Origin of the sequence: Streptomyces sp. NPDC050164 (assembly GCF_044459945.1) — a bacterium.
GTDB lineage: Bacteria > Actinomycetota > Actinomycetes > Streptomycetales > Streptomycetaceae > Streptomyces > Streptomyces coeruleorubidus_A.
Map to the genome: position 1 here is coordinate 177,336 of NZ_JBITJK010000002.1, position 12,360 is coordinate 189,695.

Below are 12,360 nucleotides of genomic sequence, written 5' to 3' on the forward strand. Positions count from 1 at the left end.
GCCAAAAGTATCCAACGCCGGTAGGCGCCGCGCGCCCGGGGTGCCGTAAGAGGCGTCCTCAGCCGCCCGACGCGTCGGGCGGCTGCCGCAGAACCTCGATGAGGGCGTGCAGCCGGGGCGAGGCGGCCAGGTCCTCCAAGGTCACGGGACGGCCCGCCGCGTCCGCGATCGGCAGCCGCCAGTTCGGGTACTGGTCCCACGTCCCCGGGAGGTTCTGCGGGCGGCGGTCGCCCACTCCGTCCGGGAGCCAGACGCCGACCATGCGGGCCGGGGTGCGCAGCAGGAAGCGGTGGACGGCCTGGATCTCGGCCTCCTCCGATGAGGTGTCGGTGCCGCCCGTGCCGTTCAGCAGGCCGAGGTGGGTGAGCAGGGCCAGCCACTCGGCGGTGTCGGCGGCGGCCTCGGCGCGTTCCTCCTCCAGCGGGCGGGTCAGCAGGCCCAGGCTGTCGCGGAGCTCGACGTGCTCGCCGGTGAGGCGGGCGGCCGTGGAGGGCAGGTCGTGGGTGGTGGCGGTGGCCAGGCAGTCGGCGCGCCAGCGGTCGGGGGGCAGCGGGCGGCCGTCGCCCTCCCAGTCGCGTTCGAACCACAGCACAGACGTGCCGAGCACCCCGCGCTCACGCAGCGCCTCGCGCACGCCGGGCTCGACGGTGCCCAGGTCCTCGCCGATCACCAGCGCCCCGGCCCGGGAGGCCTCCAGGACGAGGACGGCGAGCATGGCCTCGGCGTCGTAGCGGACGTACGTGCCCTCGGTCGGTGGCCGGTCGTGCGGCACCCACCACAGACGGAACAGGCCCATGACGTGGTCGATGCGCAGGGCTCCGGCGTAGCGGAACAGGGCGCGCAGCAGCTCGCGGAAGGGGGCGTAGCCCGACTCGGCCAGGCGGTCGGGGCGCCAGGGCGGCAGGCCCCAGTCCTGGCCGCGGGCGTTGAAGGCGTCCGGCGGGGCGCCCACCGACATGCCGGCGGCGAAGTACTCCTGCTGGGCCCAGGCGTCGGCGCCGCCGGGGTGGACGCCGACCGCGAGGTCGTGCACGATCCCGACCGGCATCCCGGCCTCGCGCCCGGCGCGCTGCGCGGCGGTCAGCTGGCTGTCGGTGAGCCAGGCGAGCCGGGACCAGAAGTCCACTCGGCCCATCAGTCCGCCCCGGGCCCGAGCGGTCTCGGCCGAGCGCGGGTCGCGCAGGCCGGTCGGCCAGCGGTGCCAGTCCGAGCCGTGCACCTCGGCGAGCGCGCACCAGGTGGCGTGGTCCTCCAGGGCCTGGCCCTGCTCGGCGAGGAAGTCACAGTAGGCGGCGCGTCTGCCGGGGCCGAGCGGCACCTCGCACAGCAGCTCGAGCGCCTCCCGCTTGAGCTCCCACACGGCGTCCCGGTCGATCAGCGCGCCGTCCTCCAGCACCGCCTCGCGCAGCCGGCCGGATCTCTCCAGCAGCGCGCGCAGCCGCTCGCGGTCCTCGACGTAGGCGTACTCGGGGACGTCCTCGATCCGCAGGTGCACCGGGTCGGGGAAGCGGCGGGAGGAGGGGCGGTACGGGGAGGGGTCGGTGGGGGCACCGGGCACGGCCGCGTGCAGCGGGTTGACCTGGACGAAGCCGGCGCCGAGCGACCGTCCGGCCCAGCCGGCCAGCTCGGCGAGGTCGCCCAGGTCGCCCATGCCCCAGGAACGGCGGGACAGCAGGGAGTAGAGCTGGACGAGGAGTCCGCAGGAGCGTCCGGTGGTGGTGGGCAGGCGGGCCGGGGCGATGACCAGGTGGGCGGTGGCAGTGCGGCCGTCGGGGACGGTGGCGGTCAGCCGGTGGACACCGGGTGGGAGGTGCTCGGCCGAGGCGCGCCTCTCGCCCTGCTCGGTCTCGATGAGCAGCCGGCTTCCCTCGGGGAGCGCGGCCAGGGCGGCCGGGGGGCTGGTGCCCCAGCCGACCACCGTGGGCGGCAGCAGCCTGGCGCCCAGGTGCCGCTCCCGGGCGGCGAGCGCGGCGCGGACGGCGCCGGGCGTGCTCGCGTCCACGCCGAGAGCGGCCAGGGTGATGGTGACCGCGGCGGCCGGGGCCGCGACCGTACGGTCCGGGGACGGGCTGTACGAGGTGGCGACGCCGTGCAGTTCGGCGAGGCGGGACAGGTCCTCGGAAGGCGGTTCGGCCGGCCGGGGTGCGGTCATCTAGGACCTCGTGAAGTCCGGGACGAAGGCGGAGGGTTCGCTGGTCAGGGGGGCGGATTCGGCGAGCGGCGGCTCGCTGGTGAGGGGCTCGGCGTCGGGCAGCGGCGGCTCGCTGGTCAGCGGGGGCTCGGCGCAGGTGCTCTCGGAGCTGAAGATGCAGTAGTGAGGGTCTTCGTAGCGGGGGTCGTCATAGTGGGGGTCGAGGTCGGCGGACGTGTCCGCCACGGGTTTGGACTGGACCGGGAGCGGAAGGAAAGTCATCGCAGCCACGGGGGCCTCCTTGGGTACGGCATTCAACGGGTCACCGCAGCCCTACCCAGTCGACGCGATGGCAGACACCCCAGGCCGAACATCGTGCTTCTGCTCACATTCCGCTTCCTTCCACTCCTTCCAGATTCCGGCAATTCCGTCACAACGGCCACTCTCTTTGACACCTTCACCGGGCAGGTGGTGGGCTCGTTCTGCCGGTCGAACACACCTGGAGGGGGCCTGTGGGACTGCGGCGTGGGAAGCGGGCGGCGGCTCTCGCCGTCGCCGTCGTCGCCGGAACCCTCGGCACCCCGCCCGCCGCGGTGGCGGCTCCGCCCGTCCCGGGCGCGACCGCGACACCAGCCCCCGACACCGCCGAGCCGGACCTCTCCGTCTGGCCGCGCCCCCAGTCCCTGCGCGCGAACGGCGCACCGGTCGCGGTCACCGACGAGGTCGCCCTGATCAGCGACCCGACGGCCGACCGCTACTCCGTCGAGGCCCTGCGCGACCTGCTACGACAGGCCGGGGCCCGTCGCATCACGGACTCCGCCGCACCCGGAGCGCTGGTCGTGCGCGTGCGGACGGAGCCCGTCCGCCGGGACGACCGCCGCGCCCTCCCCTCCGGGGGATACGAGCTGTCCGTGGGCAGGGGCGGCGTCCTGCTCACCGGAGCCGGCGAGGACGGCCTGTTCCACGCGGTCCAGACGCTGCGGCAGCTCGTGCGACCAGGGTCCCCCCTGTTCGAGCGCAGCCGAGAACCTGGGGGAAGCACGATCGCCGCCGCCGTCGTGCGCGACTGGCCCGGCACCGCCGTGCGCGGCATCACCGAGGGCTTCTACGGCACCGCGTGGACGCACCGGCAGCGGCTGGGGCAGCTCGACTTCATGGGGCGCACCAAGCAGAACCGTTACCTGTACGCCCCCGGTGACGACCTGTACCGGCAGGCGCGCTGGCGTGAGCCGTACCCGGCGGGGCAGCGCGCCGAGTTCCGGGAGCTGGCCGAGCGGGCGCGCCGCAACCACGTCACGCTCGGCTGGGCGGTGGCCCCGGGCCAGGCGATGTGCTTCGCGTCGGACGCCGACGTGCGCGCGCTGACGCGCAAGCTCGACGCGATGTGGGCGCTGGGCTTTCGGGCCTTCCAGTTGCAGTTCCAGGACGTCAGCTACAGCGAGTGGCACTGCGACGCGGACGCCGAGCGGTTCGGCTCCGGCCCGCGGGCGGCCGCGCGGGCGCAGGCCCGGGTGGCGAACGCGGTGGCCCGGCACCTGGCGGACCGGCACCCCGGAGCCGCCGGCCTGTCGCTGATGCCGACCGAGTACTACGAGGACGGCACGACCGACTACCGGCAGGCCCTGGCGAGCACGCTGGACACGGCTGTCGAGGTGGCGTGGACGGGCGTCGGGGTGGTGCCGCGCACCATCACGGGCGGTGAACTGGCCGACGCTCGGCAGACGTTCCGGCATCCGCTGGTCACGATGGACAACTACCCGGTCAACGACTACGACCCCGGCCGTCTCTTCCTCGGCCCCTACCGGGGCCGCGAGCCGGCCGTCGCCACCGGCTCGGCCGCCCTGCTCGCCAACGCGATGCAGCAGCCCGAGGCGTCCCGCATCCCGCTGTTCACCGCCGCCGACTACGCCTGGAACCCGCGCGCCTACCGCCCCGGGGAGTCCTGGCGCGCCGCGATCGCCGACCTCGCGGGCGGGGACCGGCGCCGCGAGGAGGCCCTGGCCGCGCTCGCCGGGAACGACGCGTCGTCGGTCCTCGGCGAGGAGGAGTCGGCGTACCTGCGCCCGCTGACCGAGGCGTACTGGCGGGCCCGTACGGCGGGTGGCGCCGAGGAACGCGGTCCCGGGACGGACGGTGACGCCGCGCGGCGGCTGCGCGAGGCGTTCACCGTGCTGCGCGAGCTGCCCCGGCGGCTGACGGGCACCGCCCTCGCCCCGGAGGTCGCCCCCTGGTCGGAGCAGCTGGCGCGCTACGGCGAGGCGGGCACGGCCGCGCTCGACATGCTGGACGCGCAGCGCGCCGGGGACGCGGCGGCGGCCTGGACGGCGTACCGCCGACTCGGCGCGCTGCGGGCCCGGCCGGCACCGGTCAAGGTCGGCACGGACGTCCTGGACCCCTTCCTGGGGCGGGCGCAGAAGGCGTACGCGGCCTGGTCGGGCATCGACCACGAGCCGCCCCCCAGCCCCGGCGAGCCGGGCGACGGCCGCACCCTGCGCCTTTCGCACCCGCGGTCCCTGACGGCCGTGACGGCTCTTACCGACCCCGGCACCGAGGGCGGCGTCGAGGTGCACGTACCGGGCCGGGGCTGGTGGCAGGCCGGCCGGCTGGCCGCTTCGGGCGCGACCGAGGTGCGGGCCGGGCAGCGGGTGGACGCCGTGCGGGTCACCGGTCCCGCGTCCTCCCGCGTGCGTCACCTGGTCCCGTGGTTCGCGGACTCCCCCGCCGCCTCTGTGGAGCTGACGCGCGACCGCGTGGACGCCGAGACCGGCAGGACGCGGCGGCTGACGGCCGGGCTGGGCTCGCTGCGCCCCGCCGACGCCCGCGGCAGGCTCACCGTCGAGGCACCCGAGGGCGTACGGGTGCGGGTGCCCAGGACCGAACTGACCGTGCCGCGCGGCACGCGGGTGGAGGTCCCGGTCGAGGTGACCGTGGAGCGCGGTTCGCCGAAACGGACCTACGACATCCGGCTGGGGTTCGCGGGAGCGACCCGCACACTCACCGTCCGGGCCTTCCCGCCCACCGGCGGACCCGACCTGGCCCGCACCGGCACCGCGCGTTCCTCGGGCGACGAGACGCCCGACTTCCCCGCGTCGGCGGCGAACGACGGCGACCCGGACACGCGCTGGTCGTCCCCGGCGGACGACGGCGCCTGGTGGCAGGTCGAGCTGCCCCGCCCGGTGCGGCTCGGGCAGGTCGAGCTGCGCTGGCAGGACGCCCACCCCTCGGCGTACCGCGTCCAGGTCTCGCCGGACGGCCGCCGCTGGCGCACTGCGGCCGCGGTACGGGACGGCCGGGGCGGCCACGAGAGCGTCCGCATGGACGAGCGCGACGTGCGCTTCGTACGAGTGCAGGGCGAGAAGCGGGCCACGCCGTACGGGTACTCGCTGTGGTCGGTGGAGACGTACGCCGTCACGGACTGAACCTGTCGAAGGTTCGGCGACGGCCTTCTCCGGCCTTCTCCGGCCTTCTCCGGCCTTCTTCGATGCCTGCTATTCACTCAGTACATATACTCAGTGCATAATGATCGGCATGAGCACCCGCCACATCCTGCTGGGCCTGCTCGCCACGGGGCCGAGCCACGGCTACGACCTCAAGCGACGCCACGACGAGCGCTTCCCGCGGGCCCGACCGCTGGCCTACGGGCAGGTCTACACGACCCTCCAGCGCCTCGTCCGGGACGGCCTCGCCGCGATCGAGGGCACCGACTCGGACGGCGGCCCGGAGCGGACGACGTACCGCGCCACGGACGAGGGGACGCGCGAACTGTCCCGGTGGGCCGGGCAGATCACGCCGCCCGCGCCCTTCGTGGCGAACGAGATCTTCGCCAAGGTCGTGGTCGCGATCCTCTCGGGCGGCGACCCGGCCGCGTATCTGAGCGCCCAGCGCGCCGCCCACATGGAGCGGATGCGGGAGCTCACCGCGGTCAAGGCCGCCAAGGGCGCGGACCTCGCGACCGTGCTCTCGGCGGACTACGCCCTCAACCACCTCGACGCCGACCTCCGCTGGATGAGCACCACGGCGGCCCGGCTCACCACCCTGACCGCGGAGGTCGACGCAGCATGAGCAGACCCGTGCCTCTTCTCTCGGCGAGCGGCCTCACCAAAACGCACGGCAGGACCCCCGCACTGCGCGGGGCCTCGGTCGACCTGCACGCCGGCGAGATCCTCGCCGTGACCGGCGCGAGCGGCAGCGGGAAGTCGACGCTGCTGCACTGCCTGGCCGGGATCGTCCGGCCCGACGAGGGCTCGGTGTCGTACGACGGCCGGCGGCTGAAGGACCTGTCCGAGAAGCGGCTGAGCGAGCTGCGGCGGACCGAGTTCGGCGTGGTGTTCCAGTTCGGTCAGCTCATCCCCGAGCTGACGGCCCTGGACAACGTCGCCCTGCCGCTGCTGCTGGCCGGCACCGACCGCGCGCGGGCCAGGGCCCTGGCCGGTGAGTGGCTGGAGCGGTTCGGCGTGCGCGGACAGGAGGATCTGCGGCCGGGCGAGATGAGCGGCGGCCAGGCCCAGCGGACCGCACTGGCCCGGGCCCTGGTCACCGGCCCGAAGGTGGTCTTCGCCGACGAGCCGACGGGGGCCCTGGACTCGCTCTCCGGCGAGCAGGTCATGACGGCCCTGGTCCACACGGCCCGCGAGTCGGGCACGGCGGTCCTGCTGATCACCCACGACGCCCAGGTGGCGGCGTACGCGGACCGGGAGGTCCAGCTCCGGGACGGCGCCGTGGCGCCGCTGGGGGTGACGGCATGAACTCCCTGCGTTCCGACCTGCGCCTCGCCTGGGAACTCACCCGTGGTTCCGATCGAGGCGAGTGGTGGCGGGTCGCACTCACGGCGACGGGCGCCGCGCTCGCGACGGGGTTCGCGCTGGCCGCCGTCGCCCTGGCCGCGCTGCGGGGCAGCTACCGGGTACCCGTGGCCGCGGGCCTGCTGGACGAGCCCGGCACGCGGTCCGGCGTGATCGTCGGGCTGCTGCTCCTGCTCGTGCCCGTGCTGGGGTTCCTCGGCCAGTGCGCCCGGATAGGCGCCGTGCACCGCGACCGGCGGCTGGCCGGACTGCGGCTGGCCGGGGCGACGCCCTGGCAGGTGCGGCGGATCGCCGCGCTGGAGACCGGGCTGGCCTGTCTGCTGGGCTCGGCGCCCGCCACCGCCTTGTCGGTGCTGGTCCTGCTGCGCCAGTGGGACCGGCCGACCGCCCTGGCCTGGGTGGGGATCGCCCTGGTCGCCGTCGCCGTACCGGTGCTGGGCGCGGCGGCGGGCGCACTGGCGCTGCGCCGGGTCGTGGCCTCCCCGCTCGGCTGGGTGCGCCGGGTCGGGCCGCGGGGCGGACGGGGGCCCGGGCTGCTGTTCCTGGCCGGGGTCCTGCTCGTCGCGGTGCTGGCGCTGCTGGCCGTGGCCACCACGTCCACGGCCGCCCACAACCGGCCGTACGGCGGGCCGCCGCTGATGATGACGGGCGTGGTCCTCGCGGTCGGCGCGGGCGCGGTGTGGCTCTCCGGGGCCACCGCGAAGGCGACCGGGCGGATCCTCGCGCACCGGGCCCGGTCGGCGGCGACACTGATCGCGGCGGAACGACTGCGCGACGACCCCTGGTCGGCCGCCCGCACGCATGCGGCGGTGCTGCTGGTGACGCTCGTCGGGACCGGCTTCATGGGCATCCGGCAGGTGCTGAGCGACGTGGTGCACGCCTCACCGAGCCTGTACAGGTCCGCGTCCTACTACACCACCGGCCTCGACCTCACCGGCGCCGCCGTCGTCGTCGCCCTCGCGATCACCCTGTCCGGCCTCGCCGTCGGCACCGCCGAGTCCCTGGCCACCCGCCGCCGGGGCCTGGCCGCGCAGGCCGCCGCCGGGGTGCCGCACACGGTGCTCGGCCGGGCCCTGCTGCTGGAGACCGCGCTGCCGCTCGCCCCCGCCGTACTGCTCGCGGGCCTCGGCGGGACGGCCATCGGCGTGTGGTACGCCCTGCTCCTCAACCGCCCGGTGCCCTGGGCGATCGCCCTGGTGCCCGTCGCCGTCTACACCGCCTGCCTGCTGGCCGCGGCCACCTCACTGCCCCTGCTGCGCCGCTCGGTACGCCCGGGGGAGCTGCGGTACGCGTAGGCGCCCCGGCACATGAGGGGCCGGCCCGGGGGAACGGGGGTTCCCCGGGCCGGTCGGCCGGCCGCACGCGGTCAGGCTGAAGGGCACGCGGCAATACGAAGGCCCGGATCCTCGTCAGGCGGAAATGCCGTCGATCCGGGCCAATGCGTCGTCCGCGCCGTACGGCTGCAAGTACGGCAGCCAGCGCGGATCCCTATGACCGGTCCCGATGATGCGCCAGGCCAGGCCGGTGGGCGGGGCGGGTTTGTGGCGCAGCCGCCAGCCGATCTCGAAGAGGTGCCGGTCGGCCTTGACGTGATTGCAGCGGCGGCAGGACGCCACCACGTTGTCCCAGACGTGCTTGCCCCCGCGGCTGCGCGGGATGACGTGGTCGACGCTGGTTGCGACGCCACCGCAGTACATGCACCGGCCCCCGTCACGGGCGAACAGCGCCCGGCGGGTCAGAGGAACGGGCCCCCGATAGGGAACCCGGACGAATCGCTTGAGCCGGACCACGCTGGGTGCGGGGACTGTGACGGTCGCGCTGTGCAGATAGGCGCCGGACTCCTCGAGGCATACGGCCTTGTTCTCGAGGACGAGGACGAGCGCGCGACGGAGCGGTACGACACCTAGCGGCTCGTACGACGCGTTGAGGACCAGGACGTGCGGCACGGATGCCTCCTTGGACGCCGGCGGCGCGTGGCTCGCGCCGGGACGATTCGTAGCCAGTCTCCCCTCATGCCTGGTGAAAGCGCCACCATGTCCCCGTAACGGGCTGGGAGTGTTTTCGACCACACCTGATTCATCCCCCGGATCATGGCCGGTTCAAGCCCAGGTGAGCACAGTCTCTCCTTCACGCATCCTGCGGAAGCACACACAATGCCCCGTTAGTGTGGTGGTTCTGCCCCCGCGGTGACCCAGTCGTGACCTCGACCTCCCTGAACCGCCGCACCGGGGCAGACCGCTGTGCTTGGAGGTACCTGCCGTGTCCCTGTCCGCTGTCCTGCTCGCCGCCGGCCCGTCGCCGTCGCCGACCCCCTCGGATACGGAGACTCCGAGAGTGCCCTCGCTCCAGGACGCCCAGGAGAGCGCGACGAACGCCGCAGGCTGGGTCGAGCAGAACTGGTCGACGTGGCTCGCGATCAGCCTGAGGGTCCTGCTCATCGTGGTGATAGCGGCGGTGCTGAGGGTCGTCGTCCGGCGGGCGATCACCAAGCTGATAGACCGCATGAACCGAACCGGCCAATCCGTGGACGGCTCCGGGCTCGGCGGGCTGCTGGTCAACGTCGAACGCCGCCGCCAGCGCTCGCAGGCGATCGGCTCGGTGCTGCGCTCGGTGGCGTCGTTCCTGATCATGGGCACGGCCGCGCTGATGGTCCTGGGCACCTTCCAGATCAACCTGGCCCCGCTGCTGGCCTCGGCCGGTGTCGCCGGCGTGGCGATCGGCTTCGGCGCCCGCAACCTCGTCACGGACTTCCTCTCCGGCGTCTTCATGATCCTTGAGGACCAGTACGGCGTCGGCGACACGATCGACGCGGGCGTCGCCTCGGGCGAGGTGATCGAGGTGGGCCTGCGGGTGACCAAACTGCGCGGCGACGGCGGCGAGATCTGGTACGTCCGCAACGGCGAGGTCAAGCGCATCGGCAACCTCTCCCAGGGTTGGTCCACGGCCAACGTCGACGTCACGGTCCACTCCGGCGAGGACCTGGACAAGGTGAAGGCGACCCTGGACGAGGTCGCCGAGAAGATGAGCGCCGAGGAGCCCTGGAACGAGCTGCTCTGGGGCCCGATCGAGGTCCTCGGCCTGGACAGCGTCCTGCTGGACTCCATGGTCGTGCGCGTCTCGGCCAAGACCATGCCCGGCAAGTCCCTGACCGTGGAGCGCGAGCTGCGCTGGCGCATCAAGCGGGCCTTCGACGCGGCGGACATCCGCATCGTCGGCGGGGCCACCGCCCCGATGGAGGAAGCGCCCGCCGACCCGACGGCGGGGATGGCGCCCCCGTCGGTGTACGCGAACTCGGCGTCCCCGCAGTCGGCGGCGGCGTCCCCGCTCACGCCCGCCGCACCGCCGCCGACGAGCACCACGAAGTAGCCGTCACCAAGAGGGCGGCTGAACGGTCGCCACCAAGAGGGCGGCACCCGGACTTCGGGTGCCGCCCTCTTGGCTTGCCCGGGTGACGACTGCGTGGCCTGAACCGTCCCCTAATTGACGCCCGCGCGGCGCCGGGCTTACCTTCCTTACTATCGATAGGAAACTTTCCTAATAATGATCGAGGTCGTCCGATGGACTTCCCCGCGGGACCGCTGAGAAGCTGAGCAGCCGAAGGGCAGGTGTGGACACGCATGGCAGGAACCGCCGGCACGCCGGGCACCCCGCGCGTCCTGCGCGCCATGAACGACCGGGCCGCCCTGGACCTGCTGCTGGAGCACGGGCAGCTGTCCCGCACCCGGATCGGCAAGCTCACCGGCCTGTCCAAGCCGACCGCCTCCCAGCTCCTGGCCCGCCTGGAGGCCGCGGGCCTCGTCCTGGCCACCGGCACCACCGAAGGCCGCCCGGGCCCGAACGCCCAGCTGTACGAGGTCAACCCGGCGGCCGGTCACGCCGCCGGACTCGACGTCACCCCCCAGCGGATCCTCGCCGCGGTCGCCGACATCACCGGCCGCACGGTCGGCCGCCACGAACTGCCCACCCCCGGCAGACGCACCGGCACCCCCGTCGTCCAGCAGGTCACCGACGCCCTGGACGGCGCGGTGAAGGCGGCGGGTCTCGCCCGGGACGACATCCACCGGCTCGTCATCGGCACACCCGGCGCCTTCGACCACACGACCGGCCGTCTGCGCTACGCCTCCCACCTCCCCGGCTGGCACTCCCCCACCCTGCTGGACGAGCTCGCGGCCGCCCTGCCGATGCCGTTCGAGTACGAGAACGACGTCAACCTGGTCGCCCTCGCCGAACAGCGCCTCGGCGCGGCCCGGGACCACACGGACTTCGTGCTGCTGTGGAACCAGGAGGGCCTGGGCGCCGCCCTGGTCCTGGGCGGTCGGCTGCACCGCGGCTGGACCGGCGGCGCCGGCGAGGTCGGCTTCCTGCCGGTGCCGGGCACACCCCTGGTCCGCCAGGTCACCAAGGCCAACAGCGGCGGATACCAGGAGCTGGCCGGTTCCCAGGCCGTCCCGAGGCTGGCCCGTGAACTGGGCATCGAGGACATCCCCGCGGGCCCGTACGCCGAGGCCGCCGCACACCTGGTGGCCCGGGCCGCGGAGAGCGACGACAAACCGCACCGCCGCCTCCTCCAGACCTACGCGACCCGGCTGGCCACCGGCCTGGCCTCCCTCGTCTCGGTGCTCGACCCCGAGCTCGTCGTACTGAGCGGCGCGGCCCTCACCTCGGGCGGCGAGACGCTGCGCGCCCTCGTCCAGGCCGAGCTGGAGGAACTGGCCGCGTCCCGCCCACGCCTGGTCGTGGGCGACGTCCGTGAACACCCCGTGCTGCGCGGCGCACTGGAGAGCGCGCTCGCGACCACGCGCGACGAGGCCTTCGACACCTCGCGCTGACGCCCAACCCCCGTTTCCCACGCCGTTCCCCCGTGCCCCAGGGAGGCCCACCATGCCCGGAAGGGGGGATGGGGCGCAGGGGCGACTGCGGGCGTACTTCGGGGTGTGATCGGGGTGTGATCGGGGCGCGAGAGAAGCCCGCCCATGAGACCGGCCGGGGCCGTGCCGGACAACGGCCGTGGACGGACGCGGGCACCAGAACACGCGAGGGCGCATACTAGGGGCAATGACAAAGCCTGCTGCACCTAAGCGCCATCTGCCCACCAGCCCCTTCAAGGCCCCGGTCATCCCGGCCCCGAAGCACTTCTCCGTGGGCGACCAGGTCACACACGACATGTACGGCCTCGGCCGGGTCATCAGCATCGAGGACGGGATCGCGGTCCTCGTGGATTTCGGCTCGGCTCAGAAGCGGATCCTGAGCCCGTACGCCAAGATGACCAAGCTCTAGCACCGCTGTGCCCGGTCACGGCACACCAGGCCCCGCCCGGGGCTTGGCACCACAAGGAGACCTCTCATCGATCTGACCTCGCTCTTCTCCGCCCCGGAAGGGGCACCCCGCTCCACCGCCACGGCATCACCGCCTCCGGCCACGAACCCC

10 protein-coding genes are annotated in these 12,360 nt (G+C 74.0%); 7 read left to right on the forward strand and 3 right to left on the reverse strand.

Annotated features, from left to right (window positions below; genetic code table 11):
* Positions 1–58 precede the first annotated feature (58 nt).
* Both malQ and ACIBNA_RS03550 read right to left on the reverse strand, forming a co-directional pair.
* Entirely contained in the window at positions 59–2,152 is a 2,094-nt protein-coding gene (gene malQ, locus ACIBNA_RS03545) for a 4-alpha-glucanotransferase (RefSeq protein WP_399163620.1), read from the reverse strand.
* Positions 2,153–2,422: a hypothetical protein gene (locus ACIBNA_RS03550; RefSeq protein WP_274816347.1), complete on the reverse strand. Its 270-nt coding sequence runs from the start codon at positions 2,420–2,422 to the stop codon at positions 2,153–2,155.
* Between the two features lie 221 nt (positions 2,423–2,643).
* On the opposite strand from ACIBNA_RS03550, the gene ACIBNA_RS03555 reads away from it, so the two are divergent.
* The 4 genes from ACIBNA_RS03555 (at position 2,644) to ACIBNA_RS03570 (ending at position 8,228) form a co-directional block, all read left to right on the forward strand.
* A complete protein-coding gene (locus ACIBNA_RS03555; RefSeq protein ID WP_399163621.1) occupies positions 2,644–5,550 on the forward strand; it encodes a beta-N-acetylglucosaminidase domain-containing protein in 2,907 nt (968 codons plus the stop codon).
* Between the two features lie 109 nt (positions 5,551–5,659).
* Positions 5,660–6,193, forward strand: coding sequence for a PadR family transcriptional regulator (locus tag ACIBNA_RS03560; protein ID WP_399163622.1), 534 nt, complete (start codon positions 5,660–5,662; stop codon positions 6,191–6,193).
* Positions 6,190–6,876, forward strand: a complete 687-nt coding sequence (locus ACIBNA_RS03565; protein ID WP_399163623.1) for an ABC transporter ATP-binding protein — start codon at positions 6,190–6,192, stop codon at positions 6,874–6,876. The genes ACIBNA_RS03560 and ACIBNA_RS03565 overlap by 4 nt, the downstream gene beginning before the upstream one ends.
* On the forward strand, positions 6,873–8,228 hold the full coding sequence (locus ACIBNA_RS03570) for an FtsX-like permease family protein (protein WP_399163624.1): 1,356 nt from the start codon (positions 6,873–6,875) through the stop codon (positions 8,226–8,228). Before ACIBNA_RS03565 ends, ACIBNA_RS03570 begins: the two co-directional genes overlap by 4 nt.
* Before the next feature lie 114 nt (positions 8,229–8,342).
* Here ACIBNA_RS03570 and ACIBNA_RS03575 read toward each other — a convergent pair whose 3' ends face one another.
* On the reverse strand, positions 8,343–8,879 hold the full coding sequence (locus ACIBNA_RS03575; protein WP_019760491.1) for an HNH endonuclease: 537 nt from the start codon (positions 8,877–8,879) through the stop codon (positions 8,343–8,345).
* Between the two features lie 313 nt (positions 8,880–9,192).
* Here ACIBNA_RS03575 and ACIBNA_RS03580 point away from each other — a divergent pair, with 313 nt between their 5' ends.
* The 3 genes from ACIBNA_RS03580 (at position 9,193) to ACIBNA_RS03590 (ending at position 12,210) form a co-directional block, all read left to right on the forward strand.
* A complete protein-coding gene (locus tag ACIBNA_RS03580) occupies positions 9,193–10,299 on the forward strand; it encodes a mechanosensitive ion channel family protein (protein ID WP_399163625.1) in 1,107 nt (368 codons plus the stop codon).
* A gap of 251 nt (positions 10,300–10,550) precedes the next feature.
* The gene (locus ACIBNA_RS03585; protein WP_399163626.1) at positions 10,551–11,762 is read left to right on the forward strand and encodes an ROK family protein; all 1,212 of its coding nucleotides are present in this window, start codon (positions 10,551–10,553) and stop codon (positions 11,760–11,762) included.
* A gap of 226 nt (positions 11,763–11,988) precedes the next feature.
* The gene (locus ACIBNA_RS03590; RefSeq protein WP_184983811.1) at positions 11,989–12,210 is read left to right on the forward strand and encodes a hypothetical protein; all 222 of its coding nucleotides are present in this window, start codon (positions 11,989–11,991) and stop codon (positions 12,208–12,210) included.
* The last annotated feature ends 150 nt before the right edge of the window (positions 12,211–12,360 follow it).